20 protein-coding genes and 1 tRNA gene are annotated in these 18,970 nt (G+C 45.6%); 9 read left to right on the top strand and 12 right to left on the bottom strand.

From position 1 onward, the window contains the following. Positions 1-89 precede the first annotated feature (89 nt). Complete coding sequence (locus tag BM367_RS11890) at positions 90-1,337, top strand: MFS transporter (RefSeq protein WP_092460761.1); 1,248 nt, start codon at positions 90-92, stop codon at positions 1,335-1,337. Between the two features lie 3 nt (positions 1,338-1,340). Here the strand turns inward: BM367_RS11890 and ispE are convergent, their stop codons facing one another. The 5 genes from ispE to BM367_RS11865 form a co-directional block, all read right to left on the bottom strand. Next, on the bottom strand, positions 1,341-2,168 hold the full coding sequence (gene ispE, locus BM367_RS11885; protein ID WP_092460760.1) for a 4-(cytidine 5'-diphospho)-2-C-methyl-D-erythritol kinase: 828 nt from the start codon (positions 2,166-2,168) through the stop codon (positions 1,341-1,343). Next, on the bottom strand, positions 2,165-2,779 hold the full coding sequence (locus BM367_RS11880; RefSeq protein WP_092460758.1) for a bifunctional nuclease family protein: 615 nt from the start codon (positions 2,777-2,779) through the stop codon (positions 2,165-2,167). The genes ispE and BM367_RS11880 overlap by 4 nt, the downstream gene beginning before the upstream one ends. A gap of 164 nt (positions 2,780-2,943) precedes the next feature. Beyond that, complete coding sequence (locus BM367_RS11875; protein ID WP_092460756.1) at positions 2,944-3,918, bottom strand: electron transfer flavoprotein subunit alpha/FixB family protein; 975 nt, start codon at positions 3,916-3,918, stop codon at positions 2,944-2,946. A 43-nt stretch (positions 3,919-3,961) separates the two neighbouring features. Beyond that, positions 3,962-4,711 (bottom strand): electron transfer flavoprotein subunit beta/FixA family protein, encoded by a 750-nt coding sequence (locus BM367_RS11870; RefSeq protein WP_092460755.1) that lies wholly within the window; start codon positions 4,709-4,711, stop codon positions 3,962-3,964. Between the two features lie 68 nt (positions 4,712-4,779). Then, positions 4,780-5,148 (bottom strand): DUF488 domain-containing protein, encoded by a 369-nt coding sequence (locus BM367_RS11865; protein ID WP_222842636.1) that lies wholly within the window; start codon positions 5,146-5,148, stop codon positions 4,780-4,782. Between the two features lie 158 nt (positions 5,149-5,306). Between BM367_RS11865 and BM367_RS11860 the strand changes: the two genes are divergently transcribed. Both BM367_RS11860 and tilS read left to right on the top strand, forming a co-directional pair. Next, positions 5,307-5,627: a tetratricopeptide repeat protein gene (locus BM367_RS11860; RefSeq protein WP_092460751.1), complete on the top strand. Its 321-nt coding sequence runs from the start codon at positions 5,307-5,309 to the stop codon at positions 5,625-5,627. Between the two features lie 19 nt (positions 5,628-5,646). Beyond that, complete coding sequence (gene tilS / locus BM367_RS11855; RefSeq protein WP_177224223.1) at positions 5,647-6,999, top strand: tRNA lysidine(34) synthetase TilS; 1,353 nt, start codon at positions 5,647-5,649, stop codon at positions 6,997-6,999. Here tilS and BM367_RS11850 read toward each other — a convergent pair. Together BM367_RS11850 and BM367_RS11845 are read right to left on the bottom strand one after the other, a co-directional pair. After that, the gene (locus BM367_RS11850; protein ID WP_092460747.1) at positions 6,961-7,563 is read right to left on the bottom strand and encodes a rhomboid family intramembrane serine protease; all 603 of its coding nucleotides are present in this window, start codon (positions 7,561-7,563) and stop codon (positions 6,961-6,963) included. The two genes, tilS and BM367_RS11850, sit on opposite strands and share 39 nt — an antisense overlap. Before the next feature lie 5 nt (positions 7,564-7,568). Continuing rightward, positions 7,569-8,039 carry a 23S rRNA (pseudouridine(1915)-N(3))-methyltransferase RlmH gene (locus BM367_RS11845; RefSeq protein WP_092460745.1) on the bottom strand — a complete coding sequence of 157 codons (471 nt, stop codon included), beginning with the start codon at positions 8,037-8,039 and terminating at the stop codon, positions 7,569-7,571. 79 nt (positions 8,040-8,118) lie between these two features. Between BM367_RS11845 and BM367_RS11840 the strand changes: the two genes are divergently transcribed. Both BM367_RS11840 and BM367_RS11835 read left to right on the top strand, forming a co-directional pair. Continuing rightward, a tRNA-Arg gene (locus tag BM367_RS11840) sits at positions 8,119-8,192 on the top strand. A 135-nt stretch (positions 8,193-8,327) separates the two neighbouring features. After that, entirely contained in the window at positions 8,328-9,059 is a 732-nt protein-coding gene (locus tag BM367_RS11835) for a ThuA domain-containing protein (protein ID WP_092460744.1), read from the top strand. Between the two features lie 3 nt (positions 9,060-9,062). On the opposite strand, the gene BM367_RS11830 is transcribed toward BM367_RS11835, so the two are convergent. The 3 genes from BM367_RS11830 to BM367_RS11820 form a co-directional block, all read right to left on the bottom strand. Beyond that, positions 9,063-9,575 carry a hypothetical protein gene (locus BM367_RS11830; protein ID WP_092460742.1) on the bottom strand — a complete coding sequence of 171 codons (513 nt, stop codon included), beginning with the start codon at positions 9,573-9,575 and terminating at the stop codon, positions 9,063-9,065. A gap of 94 nt (positions 9,576-9,669) precedes the next feature. Further along, positions 9,670-10,470, bottom strand: coding sequence for a (Fe-S)-binding protein (locus BM367_RS11825; protein WP_092460740.1), 801 nt, complete (start codon positions 10,468-10,470; stop codon positions 9,670-9,672). 12 nt (positions 10,471-10,482) lie between these two features. After that, on the bottom strand, positions 10,483-11,799 hold the full coding sequence (locus BM367_RS11820) for a 4Fe-4S dicluster domain-containing protein (protein WP_092460738.1): 1,317 nt from the start codon (positions 11,797-11,799) through the stop codon (positions 10,483-10,485). Between the two features lie 178 nt (positions 11,800-11,977). On the opposite strand from BM367_RS11820, the gene BM367_RS11815 reads away from it, so the two are divergent. Further along, the gene (locus BM367_RS11815; RefSeq protein WP_245759979.1) at positions 11,978-12,478 is read left to right on the top strand and encodes a phosphoribosyltransferase family protein; all 501 of its coding nucleotides are present in this window, start codon (positions 11,978-11,980) and stop codon (positions 12,476-12,478) included. 12 nt (positions 12,479-12,490) lie between these two features. Continuing rightward, positions 12,491-13,105, top strand: coding sequence for a class I SAM-dependent methyltransferase (locus tag BM367_RS11810; protein ID WP_222842635.1), 615 nt, complete (start codon positions 12,491-12,493; stop codon positions 13,103-13,105). Here the strand turns inward: BM367_RS11810 and lon are convergent. After that, positions 13,100-15,559: an endopeptidase La gene (gene lon / locus BM367_RS11805; protein ID WP_092460734.1), complete on the bottom strand. Its 2,460-nt coding sequence runs from the start codon at positions 15,557-15,559 to the stop codon at positions 13,100-13,102. The genes BM367_RS11810 and lon overlap by 6 nt on opposite strands. A 154-nt stretch (positions 15,560-15,713) precedes the next feature. Beyond that, positions 15,714-16,319 (bottom strand): porin family protein, encoded by a 606-nt coding sequence (locus BM367_RS11800; RefSeq protein ID WP_092460732.1) that lies wholly within the window; start codon positions 16,317-16,319, stop codon positions 15,714-15,716. A 367-nt stretch (positions 16,320-16,686) separates the two neighbouring features. Between BM367_RS11800 and BM367_RS11795 the strand changes: the two genes are divergently transcribed. Continuing rightward, positions 16,687-17,850 carry a TolC family protein gene (locus BM367_RS11795; RefSeq protein ID WP_177224222.1) on the top strand — a complete coding sequence of 388 codons (1,164 nt, stop codon included), beginning with the start codon at positions 16,687-16,689 and terminating at the stop codon, positions 17,848-17,850. Between the two features lie 11 nt (positions 17,851-17,861). After that, positions 17,862-18,968 carry an efflux RND transporter periplasmic adaptor subunit gene (locus BM367_RS11790; protein WP_177224221.1) on the top strand — a complete coding sequence of 369 codons (1,107 nt, stop codon included), beginning with the start codon at positions 17,862-17,864 and terminating at the stop codon, positions 18,966-18,968. The last annotated feature ends 2 nt before the right edge of the window (positions 18,969-18,970 follow it).

Raw genomic sequence — 18,970 nt, 5'->3', positions numbered from 1 at the left:
CATGCATCAGAAATATACATCATCAGGAATAGGGTGATGAATAGAGAGAAAATCCATCAGATTTTTTGTTGAACAGAAAACGTTTATCCATGCAACGCAATCCGCTTCTGGTTTTTATCATCATGCTTACTTTCTTTGTGATTTCCTTTCTGACCAACATTATGGGTCCGCTGATTCCGGATATCATTCACAGCTTTCAGCTTAGCCTCACCCTGGTAGCCATTTTGCCGTTTGCATTTTTCATTGCTTATGGCATCATGTCCATTCCATCGGGCATGCTCATTGAAACGTATGGAGAAAAGAAAGTTATGCTTGCAGCATTTGTAGTAGCTTTTGTTGGTTCATGGCTGCTGGCATTATGGCCCGGATATGCTACAGCTATTGTTTCTGTGTTTTTGATCGGATGCGGGATGGCTATGCTGCAGGTGGTAATCAATCCATTGCTGCGAACAGCAGGTGGTGCTGAACATTATGCATTTTTTTCCGTGCTGGCACAATTGGTTTTTGGATCAGCATCTTTTGTAAGTCCATTGGTTTATGAATGGATTGTAACACATTTTCAGGATGCACATCCGGATCTGATGATCCGTATATTGCATAAGCTTGTAAGGGCTGATCTGTCGTGGATTTCTCTGTATGGATTGTTTGGATTGATTTGTTTGCTGATGTGGATCATCATCTTTGCTGTTCGCTTTCCGCGTGTGGAACGCACGGCGGAAGAAGCTGCCGAGCCCCTGCATATTTATGGCAAGCTTTTCAGAAAAAAAATTGTGTTGTTGTTTTTCCTGGGAATTTTTTGTTATGTCGGTACCGAACAGGGATTGTCGAGCTGGATGTCTCAGTTTCTGATGTTATATCATCATGTGGATCCGCATGTCACGGGAGCTGCAGCCGTATCACGTTTCTGGGGTTTAATGACGATTGGTGGGTTGGTGGGTTTGCCGTTAATGAAAATATGGGATAGCCGGAAGATATTAATTATATTTACTTTTCTGGCATTGGTATGTCTTTCTTTTTCCTTGTATGGTTCTGATCGTTTATCCCTTGTATGTTTCCCGTTAATGGGATTTTTTGCTTCCATCATGTATCCCGTTATTATCTCATTGGCATTAAATTCTGTTTCGGAGCATCACGGTTCATTTGCAGGTATTTTGATGACAGCTATCATTGGTGGAGCTGTGGTTCCCTTATTGATCGGAACGATTGGCGATCATATCGGATTGCGTGCCGGAATGTGGTTGTTGTACGCTACATTGCTGTATATCTTCAGCATAGGATTCTGGTCAAAACCGCTGATTGCCAACAAAACGATTCAATGGAAAAAAAAGGATGCCTGACGGTCAAAGTCTTAAGACTTTTGTAATCGCATTGGGAAATGACAAGGATGCAGGAATCATTTCTTGTGCAAACAAGCCAAACACCGCCGAGCCGCTCCCACTCATCGAAGCATAACAGGCTCCGGCTGCATATAGCTGTTGTTTGATTTCCCGTAACACAGGAAAATGTGCAAACACAGGATCTTCAAAATCATTGACCAGATTATTTTTCCAGGCTTCTACAGGAAGCTGTATCCGTTCTTTCAGGGATGTGCGCGAAGCCTGTGGCTGCACATGCTGATAGGCCCAGGCAGTGGAAACATGTACGCCTGGACAAACAACGAGTAAGGTGTAACCTTTCAGGCTTACAGCTATAGGTTCCAACAGATCGCCTCTTCCGGTTGCGTAACAAGGCTGATGTTGTAGAAAAAAAGCACAATCGCTTCCCAATTGACGGGCGTAAGAGAGGAGTTTTTCATCGGAAAGCTGCAATGCAAATTTTTTGTTTAGCAGCTGCAGCATGGTAGCAGCATTTGCAGATCCGCCACCAAGGCCTGTTCCAGCAGGTATGGTTTTATGCAGATAGATCTCAACAGCTGGCAAATGAGGTAAATCCTGTTTCACCAGCTGATATGCTTTCATGCATAGATTATCGTCGGGATGACCTGGTACAGCGATACCCGATATATGAAGCGACGGGCTGGAGGAGGCATCATTGACCGATGAAATAATCTCTATGGCATCAAACCAGGGAATGGGATAAAAGATGGTTTCAATATCATGATAACCGTCATCTCGTTTGGAAAGAATATGCAAACCAAGATTGATTTTTGCAGGCGAAAACGCAATCATGATTTCTTTTTGCGGCGGTTGATTTCATCCCGGATGGCAATAGCCTGCATATAATCCTCTCGCTCCAGCACTTCCTCTAACAGCTTTTGCAATTGATCTATCGACAGATTTCGCAGTTCTTCCTCTGTAAGTGATTTTTCTTTTTTCTGTTCCAATTTTTCTTCTACCAAAAACGACTTTTTGAGTTTTCTTTCTTGAGGGTCTTCCAGCAAAATGCCGGCAGCATCCAGCACTTTTTCATAGGTGTAGATCGGGCAGCCAAAACGCACAGCCAACGCAATGGCATCGGAGGTGCGCGAATCTATTTCGATTGTTTCATCGCCATGCTGGCAAATCAGTTTGGCATAAAACACACCTTCAATTAAATCGCTGATGATAACTTCTTGAAGTTCCACACCGAAAGCATGAAACATGTTTTTGATCAAGTCATGCGTCAGCGGGCGGCTGGGACGCAATCCCTCAAGTACCGCTGCAATTGACTGAGCTTCATGCTGACCGATTAAAATAGGTAGTCGTCTTAGCCCGTTAACCTCTCCCAATACGATAGCATGGGTAGGTTGCTGGACCATATTTTGAGAGATGGCGAGAATTTCGAGTTCTATTTTTTCCATATACAACCAATAACTTACTCCACCACAAATGAATACCTGCCTGCTGGCAGAGGAAATACATACACAGTTGTCTGTTATGCAAAAATAACAAACAGGGCTCAAATTTTCATGCAGGGAGCCGGTTAATTGGCCTCAGTCTAATTCACACGGAGGCGCGAAGGGGTTCAGGAGATCCCCTTGTATTTTTTGATCGCTTCAATAAGCCGGGGAACTACTTCAAAAGCATCACCCACAATCCCGTAGTCGGCAGCCTGAAAGAAAGGAGCTTCTGGATCTTTGTTGATCACTACGATGTATTTGCTGCCGTTCACACCGGCCAGATGCTGGATAGCGCCTGAGATGCCGATAGCTATGTATAGATTCGGGCGCACGGTAAGTCCGGTTTGGCCCACATGCTCATGATGCGGTCTCCAGCCGGCATCGGCTACGGGTCGGGAGCATGCGGTAGCAGCCCCCAACACTTCTGCCAGTTGTTCGATCATGCCCCAGTTTTCCGGGCCTTTCAGTCCTCGTCCTCCACTTACGATGATGCTGGCCTCAGTCAGCGGTACACGTCCCTGGGTGGTTTGCACTTCTTTTAGCTGGATGCGTTTTTGCTGTGCACTTACCTGTGTGGGTTGCCAGCGTTCCACCTGTGCCTGGGAATCGCCTGGCTGGGGCGTGAAAGTATTGGGCAAAAGGGTAAGCACCTGACGTTCCGTTTGCAATTTTATCCAGGCTGTGGCCTTGCCCGAAAATACTTGTTTCTGATAACAGTCCTTGTCATCAGGCAGGGACACGATACCGGTGAGCAGACCAGCCTGCCATTGTGCAGCCAGGTATGGTGCCAGCGCGCGGCCATTGAAATCGTGCGGCATCAGGCACCTATCAGCCGCGTATTGGTTGAGCATTTCTTTCAAAACAAGCGCATACAGCCGGGCATCAAAATCATTCAGCCATGCCGCATCCACGTGCAAAACCCGCCGGGCACCATATTTTCCCAGATCGGCAAGCGCCCGGGGCTGGTTGATTTCACCCATCACTACTGCTACCACTTCCTGTTGCCGGCTGGAAGCTAATTGGGAAGCATAAAATAATGTTTCAAGAGCGGCTTTTTTGAACGTACCTTGATGTTGATCAGCAAATACAAAAATGGCCATGACATTAAGTTTTAAAAGATTTTGTAGGACTATGAAACGAGGATTAAATCACTTTTGCTTCTTCGTGAAGCAGGCGAACCAATTCCTCTTCATTACCTGGTTCAATGAGATGCACGCCCGATTTTTTCGGGGGCAGGGCAAAATGATCTATGCTGATGGCAGGTTGCTGAGCTTCTGGAGGAGCTGCCAGCACCTGGAGGGGCTTGGTCCGGGCCGCCATAATGCCCCGCATGTTGGGAATCCGTTGTTCGGCCATACCTTTCTGGCAGGATACGACCAGCGGCAGTGAGGCTTCGCAGATTTCCCGACCACCTTCTATTTCCCGTTCCACGGTTGCCGTTTGACCGTTGTAATCAAAACGCGTGGCCAGGGAAACAAAAGGCCAGTCGAGCAACCCAGCCAGATATCCTCCCACACCAGAACCGTTGTAATCGATCGTTTCTTTGCCGGTGAAAATCAGATCATACCCTTCCTGCTTCACGTGTGCTGCAATAGATAAGGCAACCTGTTCTATGCTGATGGGTTGCAAATCAACCCGAAAAGCTGCATCGCCTCCAATAGCCAGGGCCTTGCGCAGGATGGGCTCTGCATCGGCACCACCCACCGTGATCAGATGCAATACGGTGTCCGGATATTGTTCTTTTAATTCCACTGCTCGCACCAATGCATACCATTCATCATAAGGATTGATGATAAACTGAACACCTGTTTCCAAAAAAGATTTTTGATCGGGTGTGAAGGCAATTTTCGCTGTAGTGTCGGCTGTTTTACTGATGCAAACTAAAATTTTCATAGGTCTATGTTTAATGTGTTTGATGCATAATGCTCATTGCACAGCTCTGTTTATGTATTTGCCGGCGTTTAAGGATGGCTGGTAAAAATGAATTTTTGCATGACCTCCTGCAATACCACGGCTTGATTGTGTTTTTCATCCTTCGCACCAAAAAGCAGGGTTAGCTTGCCATAGGGTTGAGCCTTTTTCAACAGGTCTTTCAGCTGCGACTCATGCGCACTCAGTTCGGCTTCATATTTTTCCTTAAAAGCTTTCCACTTCTTTGGATCGTGTCCAAACCATTTACGCAAGGCGTCGGACGGTGCAATATCTTTCAGCCACTCATGCACATGTGCTTCTTCTTTCTTCATGCCACGTGGCCAGATCCTGTCGACCAGTACCCGGTAACCATCTGAAGCATCCGGTTTTTCATACACACGTTTAATGGCAATTTGCATGATAAATGCTGATTTTCACAGGCCCACAAACAATATTAGCGAAAAAAACGCATACAAACCTCAAAAAAACATATTATTGCGTAAAACACGCAGAGTTCGTTTCAACATGTTTTCAGCATAGTTAGCATGAAATACACTGATGCAAATGTTATGAGCCTATGGACAGGGTGCAACAGCTAAAGGAGTTGCTTGACAGACATCCGGATGATAGTTTTTTGAAATATGCGCTGGCCCTGGAATACCTGAAGAGGGGCGAAGAAGAAAGCGCTGAACAACATTTCAGAAACATCGTGGAGCAGGATCCTGCCTATCTGGGTGTGTACTATCAATACGGAAAATGGCTGGAAACAAAAGGGCGCCATGCCGAAGCCATCGACATGTATTCCAGAGGCATTCAGCAGGCCATGATGCAGGGGGATAGCCGCACGTTGCAGGAACTGAGGAATGCTTTTGCTGCGCTGGCCGATACTGATTCATGATGATGAATTGCTGATTTCCATGTTGGCTGCATTTTTAAAATTTGTGGAAACACATCAGCTGGTGCAGGTCGGCAAACCTGTTTTGCTGGCCGTCAGCGGAGGTGTGGACTCGGTGGTGATGACGCATTTATTTTATGAAGCAGGTTTTTCATTTGGAATAGCTCATGCCAACTTTCAGCTGCGTGGTGAAGAATCAGAACGCGATGCCCGTTTTGTGGAAGACCTGGCCCGCAAATACAAAGTGCCTTTTTTTATCCAGGCATTTGAGACAGCAGATTATGCAAAGCAACACGGATGTTCTATTCAGGTTGCAGCGCGTGAACTGAGATACACATGGTTAGAAGAGATTCGTCGTCAGCAGGGCTTTATTGCTATTGCCACGGCGCACCATCGCAACGATCAGGCCGAAACAATGCTGATCAACTTCTGCAGAGGTACGGGTATTGCCGGCCTGCATGGAATCCGGTACAGGCAACAGCATGTGATCCGGCCTATGCTCTTTGCAACCCGCCAGGAGATTGAATCTTACGCCCGCAGCCACGAACTTGCGTTTGTAACCGATAGCTCCAATCTCGAAGATCATTACCTGCGAAATGCTTTGCGCCATCGCATTCTGCCAGCTCTGCAAGAAATTTTTCCCGGCTTGGTCAATACCCTTTCTGAAAATGCTGAACGTTTCGGTGAAGTGGAAATGCTTTACCAGGAAGCACTGGAACGGCACCGCAGGCGTTTGTTGCATGCCAAAGGCGAGGAATGGTGGATTCCAGTTCAGGCATTGCTGCTTTCCAAACCCCTGAGAACACTGGTATTTGAATTGTTCAAACCATTTGGATTTGGTGAACCGCAGATACCAGATATCATCCAGTTGCTGAAAACTCAGCCGGGTAAACAGATTTTTTCTACAACCCATCGCGTCATCCGCGATCGCAAATGGCTGATCATAGCTCCGCTCCAGGCTTCGCAGATCAGCTTTCAGCTCATTGAAAATCCCGGTATCCACAAGGTTGTGGTACCCGGACTTAAACTTGAGATCAAACAATTGCCCATAGAAAAGGCTGTTTGCTCAGATCAACCTTACATCGCTTGCCTGGATGCAGACGAAGTTCATTTTCCGCTTATGTTGCGCAGGTGGAAGCAAGGCGATTATTTTTATCCACTGGGCTTAGGCAAGAAGAAAAAACTAAGCCGGTTTTTTGTGGATCAAAAACTTTCTTTGCTCGAGAAGGAACGCGTATGGGTTGTAGAAGACGCCGATCACAAAATCATATGGGTTGTGGGTCTGCGCATAGACGATCGCTGCCGGATTACAGACAAAACACGCAGCGTGCTTCGCTTAGAAGCCCGGATGGAACAGCCTTTCGAAAAACATTAATCCTACCGCAGGCTGGACGATAATAGTGTAGGCAATACCAAATACACCTCCCCAGAAATGGGCATCATGGCCAATGTTATCATATCCTTTACGGCTCATGTAGGCAGAATAAATCAGGTACAACACGCCGTAGACAATGGCTGGTACGGGAATGAAAAATACCAGAATGGTTTGCCAGGGAGCAAATACGATGAATGAAAATACGACAGCCGATACAGCACCAGATGCTCCCAATGCCCGATAATCGAAGTTATCACGATGCCTGAAATAACTGTACAGGTTTGAACCTACCAATGATAATAAATAAAACGTGAGAAAACCCGATCCTCTTCCTTCAAAAATGTAAAACTCCACAATCTGACCAAAGAAATAAAGCGTAAACATGTTAAATCCCAGATGGATGTAATCCAGATGGATAAAACCACAGGTGATGAACCGCCAGTATTCGTGCCGGCGCTTGATGTAAAAGGGCCAGAATAAGAACTGTTCGAGCAACTGCGGATTATAAAAAGCAGAAATGGAAATCACACAGGTAATGATGATGATAATGAGAGTAAGACTCATAATGGTTACGATTCGTGATGATAAGGTTGATGATGCAAGATAGTAAATACACGATATAATTGCTCGGTAAGGATCAGTCGCGCCAGCTGATGTGGAAAAGTAAGCCTGGAGAGCGAAATCATCAAACGGGCTTTTTGTTTTAGCTGTTTATCCACACCATAGGCACCCCCTATTAAGAATATCAGGCGGGAAATATTTTCCATCTGCCTTTCGGTCATCCATGCAGCCCATTCTGAGGTAGAAAAGGCTTTGCCATGTTCATCCAGCAATACCAGATAATCTTTTTCTCGTAGTCTTTGCAAAACGCGATCAGCTTCGATTCTGCGGGCAGCCTGAAAATCGGTCGTTGGCTGGGCTGGTGGAATCAGTTCTGTATGCATGGGGATAAAGCGGTTGAGTCGCTCTTCATATTCTGATATAGCTTCTTCCAGCCCGGGGGCAGTCTTTTTGGCAATAGCCCAGATTACGATGCGCATCGGCCAGATAGCGTTGTTTGTTTAAAAACAAATTTACCTGTAATTTCGCACTCGTTATGACGGAAAACAAATTCCGGATGGCTCCGTAGCTCAACTGAATAGAGCACTTGACTACGGATCAAGAGGTTCCAGGTTTGAATCCTGGCGGAGTCACAAAATTTTGTTTTGAGCTGTTTTTCTCATCTTATTTGAGCTCCTTTCGGAGCTCGTTTTATTTTGCCACTTAGCTTTCTTCTGTTTGCATAAAAGCTGGCCCGGCACTACCTTTGTTTTATACAGGCTTTCGGCATGCGCTTTTTATGGATTTTCGGATGGCTTCTATGCCTGGTAGGGTATGCACAGGCGCAACAAATAGCGCCACGTAGGATTCTGGTTTTCACAAAAACTGCAGGCTATCATCATGCCTCCATCCCCGATGGCGTGAAAGCCATTCAGCAATTGGCCGCACAGCATCAGGTAGAAGTAGATACGACTGCTGATGCCGGTATGTTTCGCATGCCCGAGTTGAAGCGATATGCGGCTATCGTTTTTTTAAATACGACCGGCGATGTACTTGATTCCCTCCAGCAGCAAGCTTTTCAGCAATACATCCGGCAGGGTGGAGGTTATCTGGGCATTCATGCTGCGGCCGATTGTGAATATGATTGGCCCTGGTATGGGCGGCTGGTAGGAGCTTATTTTAAAAGTCATCCTGCCGTGCAGAAAGCCAGGTTATGGATACAACTCGATCCCCGTTTTCCGGAACTGGAAGCCTTACCGCATCCTTGGATCCGAAGGGATGAATGGTACAATTGGCGAATGCCTCCGGCTCAAAGCCAGGTGCATATACTGGTTACCCTTGATGAAAGCAGCTACACAGGTGGAGAAAATGGGGATTATCATCCGGTGGTATGGTATCACGATTTTGATGGCGGGAGGGCATTTTATATGGAATTTGGTCACACCTCGGAATCCTACACAGAACCGGCTTTCCTGCAATTGCTCTGGGCAGGCCTGCAATACGCAATGGGAGAAAAATAACCTTCAGATTACCTGCATCCTTAGTTTTTCACCCAACCAGCCTTCCTGCAGGGGCTGGATCCAGCTATTGCGCCATGCTGCCAGGGTTTGAACGGTATTGTCGAAATAACAGGTGTCGGCATCCAGTTGGCCGCTGGCCCACATTTCTTCTATTTTAGCCAATGGATGGATGCTGATTTTCCCGTTTTGCCACAATGCAATCTGCAGGCGATCAAACCAGTTCACCTGCAGCGCATGGCCCAGGCGTTGCACGAAGCGCATCAGATTATCCATGCTGCATCCGCTGACCGGCACCACCGTCGTGTCGGCCACAAAAATCATGAATTGCTGAAACAGCACCTCAGCCCATCCTTTTACAGGTTCAGCATGAGCCTTCCAGGCTGCAACCCATGGTTTCAGCTGTGCACGCAACCATTCGGTCTCATTTTCAGTTAACGGGCGATGAGCCTGAAAAATCCAGATTCTTGAATCAGAAGAAAAGTCGCTGGGTGCCAAAGAGGCGATATCGGGTCTCATATTCGCAAAGGTAAATCAGTTTAAAGCATTTGCCTGGAAGCATAGAAAGATTTGACAGGTTTCTGAAAGCTCTGTTTGCGGCTTTGTTGGGAATCTACCCACTGGTAGGCGGGTCGGATGCGAGGTGTTCGGCTACCAGCTCGGCTATATCTTTAACCTGTACTTCCTCTTCCTTGCCGGCGTGCTTGAGGCCATCGTACAGCATGGTATTGCAAAAGGGGCAGGCTGCAGCAATGGTGTGGCTGCCGGTTGCCAGTGCTTCCTGCGTACGGGCAATGTTGACGCGTGTTGTTCCCTTTTCTTCTTCTTTCCACATTTGAGCACCGCCGGCCCCGCAGCACATGCCCCGGCTACGATGGTGGGCCATTTCCACAATTTTCATTTGCAAGGCCTGCAAAATATCGCGTGGAGCATCGTAGATACCATTTCCCCGGCCCAGGTAGCAGGAATCGTGATAGGTGACCAATTGCAGAGCCTCTTTAGTTACGGGTTTCAGTCTGATGCGTTTTTCCCGAATAAGGTTGTAGATGAACTGGGTATGATGCCATACTTCATAATGGCCGCCCAGTGCGGGATATTCATTCTTCAAGGTATTGAAACAATGGGGGCAGGAAGTAACGATTGTTTGGATGCCGTACTGGTTCAACGTTTGGATGTTTTTCAATGCCATCATCTGGAATAAAAACTCATTACCAGCTCTGCGAGCCGGATCGCCCGTACAGCTTTCTTCCTGTCCGAGGATGGCGAAGCGGATGGCGGCATGGGTAAAAATGGTAGCCAATGCGCGGGCTGTACGTTGTGCCCGCTGATCAAAGCTGGCCGCACATCCCACCCAGTAAAGCAATTCGGGCTTTTCGCCTTTAGCATGAAGTTCAGCTACAGTAGGGATTTGCATATGGTTCTTCTTTTAAGCAAGCTTAGAGGCCCACTGGCCACGTTCGTCGGGCGGAAAGGTCCAGGGAGCCCCATTGTTTTCTATGCTGGTAAACATGGCATTCCATTCCTGTGGTGTGCTGGAAGCTTCCATCACCAGATATCGCCGCAATTCAAGAATGATAGCCAGCGGACTGATGCTTACAGGGCATTCTTCCACACAGGCCTGACAGGTGGTGCATGCCCGCAATTCTTCTTCGCTGATATAATTCATCAGGCTTTTGCCGTCGTCAACAAACTGGCCATGCTGGTCAATGTTTCGACCCACCTCTTCCAGCCGGTCGCGTGTATCCATCATGATCTTGCGAGGGGAAAGTTTTTTACCCGTCTGGTTGGCCGGGCAGGCTGCTGTGCATCGTCCACATTCTGTACAGCTGTAGGCTGCCAGCAGATGCCGCCAGCTCAGGTCAAACACGTCCCTGGCACCGAAATGAACAGGTGGAGATGTGGGTACAGACTGGCTGTCATTAGCTTCTAATCCCATCATGCTGCGTACTTCGGGTAGAATATCGGCCATCAGAGGCATCTGGCTTTTGGGTTCCAACGAAGCATAATAAGTATTGGGAAATGCCAGCAGGATATGGAAATGTTTGGAATAGGGCAGGTAATTCAGGAAAAACAATACCCCGGCAATATGCAGCCACCAGGCTCCCCGTTCCAGTCCCACCAGCACACCAGGAGAAATTTGCTGCAGCTGCAAGGCTATGGGGTGGGTAATGAGAAATGATCCGGTTGGCTGATAATGCCCGTAATGTTTGAACTGCAAAGCCTGGTCGCTGGCGTTCATGGTTAAAAACAACAACATGAGGATGATTTCAAAGATCAGGATGTTATTGGCGTCCTGGCGGGGCCAGTGCGTCATTTCAGGATTCTCAAAACGTCGAACATGCAACACATTGCGCCGAATCAGAAAAGTGCTACAGGCCAGGATCACCAATACAGCCAGCACTTCAAATGCACTGATCAATACCGGATAAATTGTTTTGATATACGGTAAAAACAAACGATGGGTGCCCAAAATCCCATCCAGAATGATTTCCAGTATTTCCAGGTTGATGATAATAAAACCGAGATATACAAACAAATGCAAGATGGCCGGTATCCAATTGCGAAACATTTTCTTCTGGCCAAAAGCAAGCAATAACACATTTTTCCATCGCTGCCAGCGGTTCCCGCATATCTGTTCATCGCGGCCCAGCAAAATATTCCGCCTGACTTTACTTACCTGATGGGAAAAACGAGTGATGGCAAAGACCAGCAACGCAATGAATACAATTTGTGCGATGAGCATGGAAAATATCAAATTTTTATACCGTATAATCAAATGTTTTAAAAAACTCGTCCTTCGTTTTCATAAAGATTTTATGTCTGTGATTTTCTTTATTTTCGAATGCATAAGCAAATCCTTACAAGGCTCATTCGAATATACAACAATATTTTCTGGATTATTCAATCTGAAAATACATTACATGCAAGTGGCTTCACACATTATTCTTTCAAAGGAAATCATTGAACGTAAGCTGCAACGAATGGCTTATGAAATCTATGAACGCAATGAACAGGCTTCCAAATTAATTCTGGCCGGCATAGCCGACAGGGGAACGGTAGTGGCTAGAAAAATTGAAAGCTTGTTGAAGCAGGTGGCCCCTTTCGAAGTGATTTTTACGGAAATACAAATCGATAAGGCACATCCTCTCACCAGCTCGTGGCAGCCCAGGGTGCCATTTGAAAACGAAGTGGTGATTGTGGTGGATGATGTGGCCAATACCGGGCGAACCCTGTTCTATGCTATGAAACCTTTTATGGAAGCCATTCCGGCTACTTTACAGACACTCGTGCTCATTGACCGGCAGCATAAAATATATCCCGTGCATATTGATTACACGGGCTATTCGCTGGCTACTACGCTGCAGGAACAAATCTTCGTGAAAACGGAAGGGGAGGAAATTCTTTACGCTTACATCAGCTAAAGCTTGATGAAAATGCATGCAAGAGCTGAACATTGGAATACGATTTACCAGCAGAAGTCGCCAGAACAGATGAGTTGGTATGAGCCAAAAATTTCTGCTTCACTTTACTGGTTTGAAAAGAACAAAATTCCGGTTAATGCCAGCATCATAGATGTAGGAGGTGGTGATAGCATGCTGGTAGATGATTTGCTGAGGATGGGGTTCCAGGATGTAACCGTGCTGGATATTTCAGATGCAGCTATCGAGCGGGCAAAAATGCGTTTGGGACCATGGGCCAGCCGGGTAACATGGATAGTATCGGATATTCTGGATTTTGAGCCACAGCGACATTATAGGGTTTGGCACGATAGGGCAACTTTTCATTTTCTGTTAAATCCGGAAGAAATCCAAACCTATACAGGGCTGGCATGTCGATCAGTGGAGCAGGGAGGATGGCTCATCATAAGCACTTTTTCCGAGCAAGGTCCGCTAAAATGCAGTGGGTTACCGGTGAAACGGTATGCGGCAGATGAACTGACCTCTACATTTTCTGTTTGTTTTCATCAACCCGAGTGCATACCCGTGAATCATTACACGCCCTGGGGAAGCCTGCAGCCATTTACATACTGCTGTTTCAGACGTTTATGAGGATTTAGAAGATGCGGATAAAAGTCGGGTTTGCTTTTTCCGATCGACGGCTTTCTTTTCCAATGCCAGTTGCAAGGCTTCTTCCATGGATTCCACATAAATGATTTTTAATCCTTTCAAATACCGGGCGTCAATTTCTTCCACATCCTTTTTATTTTCCTTACAGAGGATCACCTGTTTGATGCCCGATCGTCGGGCGGCCAGGATTTTTTCTTTAATACCTCCTACGGGCAGCAATTCACCGCGCAAGGTAATTTCGCCGGTCATGGCCAAATAGGGTTTCACTTTTCGTTGGGTAAAAGCTGAGGTGAGTGCCGTAAGAATGGCGATGCCTGCACTGGGGCCATCTTTGGGTACGGCTCCTTCGGGCACGTGGATGTGGATATTTTTTTGATGGAACCACTGCGGATTGATCTGATACGCATCAGCATGGGATTGCAGGTAACTCAAGGCAGTCATGGCTGATTCTTTCATGATGTTGCCCAGATTGCCCGTCATCTTCAGCTCACCCTTGCCTTCGCTGAGGCTTACTTCAATAAACAAAATTTCACCACCCACGGGCGTCCATGCCAAGCCAATCGCCACACCGGGTGGATTATTAGCATGGTATATTTCATTGGTGAAACGAGGCTTACCCAATATTTTTTCCACCAGTTGCTGGTCAATGGTTTCAGGCAATTGACCGTTCAATACCTTTTCTTTAGCCAGAAAACGCATCACTGAAGCCAGCTGTCTGTCAAGCTCACGCACGCCACTTTCACGTGTGTAATGTTGAATGATGAAGGAAATGATTTTGGAAGATAAATGAATAGGAGCATCCTTCAGGCCATGCATTTCCTTTTGTTTGGGAATCAAATGTCGGCGGGCGATTTCTATTTTTTCTTCCAGCGAATAACCGCTTAGCTCAATAATTTCCAGCCGATCACGCAGGGCAGGATGAATGGTGCTGATGTCGTTGGCCGTGGCTATAAACATGACGCGCGACAAATCATATTCCAGTTCGAGATAGTTATCGTAAAAACTATGGTTTTGCTCGGGATCCAGCACTTCCAGCAGGGCTGAGCTGGGGTCTCCGCGAAAATCGCTCCCCACCTTATCGATCTCGTCCAGAATCATCACCGGGTTTGAGCTTTTAGCCTTGCGGATGGATTGCAAAATCCGGCCGGGCATAGCACCTATATAGGTTTTGCGATGGCCGCGAATTTCACTTTCATCGTGTAATCCGCCCAGGCTCAATCGCACATATTTTCTGCCAATTGCGCGTGCAATGGATTTTCCAAGAGAAGTTTTACCAATACCCGGAGGCCCTACAAAGCACAAAATGGGTGATTTCATATCACCTTTCAGCTTCAGCACAGCCAGGTATTCCAGAATGCGCTCCTTGATTTTGTCCATGTCATAATGATCCTCATCCAGGATCCTGCGCGCTTTTTTCAGATCATAGTGATCTTCGGTGTATTCCTGCCAGGGCAGATCGAGCATGAAATCCAGGTGATTATACAATACAGAATAATCGGGTGTGGAGGGGTGCATGCGCTCCAGCTTTTCGATTTCCTTCTGGAACAATTCCCTGGCCGCATCGGTCCATTTCTTTTCCGATGCTCGTTTCTGCATGTCCTTCAGTTCTTTTTCGTTGGCATCCCCCCCTAATTCTTCCTTGATTGATTTAAGCTGCTGCTGCAGGAAATATTCTCGCTGTTGCCGGTCAATATCGGCTTTGGTTCGGTTGGTGATTTTATTCTTTAATTCAGCCAGCTGCAGCTCGGTTTGCAACATTTTAATGAGCATTTCTGCACGCGCTTTCAGCTGATCGGTTTCCAGCAGTTGTTGTTTTTCCTTGATTTCACTGTTGAGGTTGGATGCTACAAAATGAATCAAGAACGATGGATGTTCTATATTGCGGAGGATAATGGTAGCTTCTGAAGGAATGTGGGGTGAAAGCTGAATAAGTTGAGCGGCCAGATCTTTAATGGTTGCAATATAAGCTTCAAATTCTTTTTCATTATCGGGTTGTATGTCCTGCAATAATTCATAATGGGCTTTGAAAAAAGGATCTTCACTGATTACTTCACGAATGCGGAACCGCAGCCTTCCCTGAATGATGATAGTAGTGCCTCCGTCGGGCATGCGAATCAGCTTCACAATACGGGCTATGGTGCCCACCTGTGTGAGATCTCCGGGTGTAGGATCTTCAATGGAAGGATCGGTCTGGGCTACTGCACCGATAAGTCTGTTGTGCCGGTATGCTTCCTGTACGGCCTTGATAGATTTATCCCGCCCCACCGTAATGGGCAATACCACGCCGGGAAACAAAACCGTGTTGCGCAAAGGCAATAAAGGTAACTCTTCCTCCAGATCACGTACATCCTGCTCGGTGTCACTGTCCTCATTCAAAGGGAACAAGGGCATATATTCCATTTCTTCTTCCGGATTATCTACATAAAATCTGTTCATACGACTTCAAAATGCAATCTGATCATCCCTTCCTTTCGGGTAATATTTGGCGATAAAGGTAAACCTTACCTGTTTATATCTACCTGCAAAAATAAAAAAAAGCTCATCCATCCCTTAGGGTGAATGAGCAGTTGAAGAGTTCTTTGGGCTTTACTCAGAAAGTGAAACCTAAACCCACCTGGATGGCCTGACTTTTCCAGTTATCACGGTTATCAATATCATTGATATTCGACAAGCCGATTACATAACGGGCATGCACATTCAGTCGTGCAGGCAGTTCAATCCACACACTGCCCACCATGGAAAAATCGCCGTTTTTGAAAGCATTTTTCCCATTCTGAATTAAATTTTCATGATCATTCATCAGAATTCCATACTGCGGACCAACCTGAATAAAGAAATGATTGGTTACTCCAATGCTTGCCAGCAGGGGAATGCTCAGATAATTCAGGCGAATATTTTTCCTATAATCAGGATTGGCAATATCGTTGTAGATATCTCCAAAGTTATTACTCACCGTAGCAGTTGATTGTACGAAATTCAATTCAGGCTGCAGGGCGAATAAGCGAGAAATCTGCAATTTGGCATAAGCCCCAAGAGAATAATTTAATTTGAATGCATCGGTATAAGATTGCCCATCGATTTTCGTGAGATTTGCATCGGCCTTGATGCCCAGATGTATGCCGGGTTTGGTGGCCTGCTGAGCAAATGTAGTGGCAAAAATTGCCATGCACGAAGCTGCTAACAGAATCCGTTTCATAATACAAATGTTTTGAGGTGAAAAAAGTTTCCTAACGTAATGCCAAAATTATACCAACTTACTTATTTTACAGTGATAAATAGTAAGCATGTCATCTGTATTTCCTTAACAAAAGGCTAACAACTCTTAACAACTTATTATTTCTTTATTGCTGGAATGCGCAGGAATTTTGAGGCCGAAACATGGATCTATGTACATCAGGCACGGTAGGTTTTGCTTTTTTCGGCATTCACCAGAATTTGCCAGGTTATGTTTCATCTTAAGTCTTTCATGGCTTGTTTTTACCCTACCTGTTTTTTCGCAATCCCTAACATCTGAATCTGCATACCAGGATACACTGAGGCTTAAACTGACACAAGCTGACTCGATGTTTTTGCAAAACAACCTGGGGCTGCTTGCCCAGCAATATCAAGTAGATGCAGCCAGGGCGGCCATTTTACAGGCAAAACTCTGGAATAATCCTAATTTGTCAATTTCTCAGGGAATGTATAATCCCACCAATAAAAAATGGTTTGATCTCAGTTCATCAGGAGAAACGGCCGTTCAGATTCAGCAGCTTATTTTGCTGGCGGGAAAGCGCAACAAACAAATTTTAATAGCTCGTGATCAGTATCAATGGAATGTGTATGCATTTTTTGATTTGATGCGCACCTTGCGTTATACCCTGCATACAGATATTTTTCAACTGTATTATGCGCAGCAATCTATCAATCTGTACACGTATGAGATACAATCATTCCAGCGCCTGGTTCGTGTTTTGAACGAGCAATATCAGAAAGGATTTGCCGCTAAAAAAGAAGTTTTGCGCTTACAAGCACAGCTGTTGGATTTGCAGAATCAGCTTGTATCCATCCAACAGCAAATTGCAGATTTGGAAGCTGAGGTGGGTGTACTTCTGCGGGTACCGCGCAGTTATGTGATTCCGGAATTAGAAACGGATAGCTTGTTGTCGCATTTAGATATGCAGCAATATGCTTTGGCATCACTGATTGATACTGCGCTGAATAACCGGGCTGATTTGCACATGGCTGAATTTAACCTGAAAATGAGTCAGCACAATGAACAATTGCAGAAAGCGCTGGCTGTGCCCGATCTGACGCTGGCAGTCGGGTATGATAAAAACGGAAGCTATGTACCCAATGCAAACCTCATTTCAGCCGGTTTTGATATTCCTCTTTTTAACCGCAATCAGGGAAATATTCAGGCTGCAAGAAGCCTGGTACAATATCAGCAAGCACAGTTCCAGCAGGCCAGGGATAATATCGTTTCAGAAGTAACAAACGCCTATCAGCAAGCATTGCAGGCACAACGCTTATATCAATCTGTGGACACATCTTTTTATCCATCATTTCAACATTTGCTGGAAGAAGTAAATCTGAATTATCAGCATCGCAACATCAGCATGTTAGAATTGCTTGACATGTATGATGCGTATAAACAGGCCGTACTGGATTATCAGAATGCACAGCTAAACAGGCTGCAAACATGGGAAAAATTAAATTATGTAATTGGTCGTCCGATATTTCATTAATCCGATGTGCTATGTTTGAAAAAAAATTTATTAGCCGGGTTGCTACAAGAATTTGCGTAGGACTTACCCTGCTTATATCGGTATCTTGTCAGCATCATACGTCCCAGCTACAAGCTGCTAATGATTTTCCGATTTCTGATTCACTGATGACTGCCATACCTCTGGATACGGTAACAATGAAACCTTTTATAGATGCAGTAACATTAAATGGGAAAGTAACTGCAGATGAAAACAAGGTGATTCACGTTTACCCGATGGTAAGCGGTAAGGTGTTAGATGTAAAGGCTTCATTAGGCGATTATGTGCATCGCGGACAGGAACTGGCTACCATTATGAGTGGTGATATTGCTTCGTATCAAGCGGATCTGATACAAGCCACCTCAGATGTAAATGTTGCAAAGAAAAATCTTGATGCTACAAAAGATTTATATGAAGGTGGACTGGCTTCAGCAAAAGATTATGCAACCGCACAGGCGCAATATGAATCTGCACTGGCAAATCTGAAAAGGATTCAGCAGTTGCTGCAGATTAATGGTGGTGGACATCAGTCAGTTTCTGTTATCCGATCACCCATTGATGGATTCATCATCAACAGGCAAATCAATCCTGACATGATGATCCGGCCCGATAACAGCAACGAATTGTTTACCATCTCTGATCTGAAAAATGTATGGGTAATTGCCAATGTATATGAATCCAATATTCCGGATGTACATGTGAAGGATAGCGTACAAATAACTACACTGGCTTATCCGGATAAAGTTTTCAGAGGACAAATCAGTCAGGTTATGCATGTACTCGATCCGGCGAATAAAGTGATGCAGGTACGCATCGTTTTACCCAATCCTGATTACCTGCTAAAACCTGAGATGTTTGCAAGTGTTACGGTTGTTCATCCGGATAAACAATTGATGATGTGCATACCCGACAAAGATTTGATTTTTGATCACAGTCGTTATTACGTACTTGTTTACCATGGGAAGCATCATGTGGAAATCCGCCCGGTAGAAGTACAAAAGGAAATAAACGGAAAGGCATTTATTTTATCAGGACTTAAACCGGGGGAGCTGATTCTGGGTGATCAGCAATTGTTGATTTATCAGGCTTTAAATCAATAAAC

The organism is Thermoflavifilum thermophilum (assembly GCF_900116565.1).
Lineage (GTDB): Bacteria > Bacteroidota > Bacteroidia > Chitinophagales > Chitinophagaceae > Thermoflavifilum > Thermoflavifilum thermophilum.
Note: the sequence above shows the minus strand (reverse complement) of the source record. Positions and strands in the feature narration are given on the sequence as shown.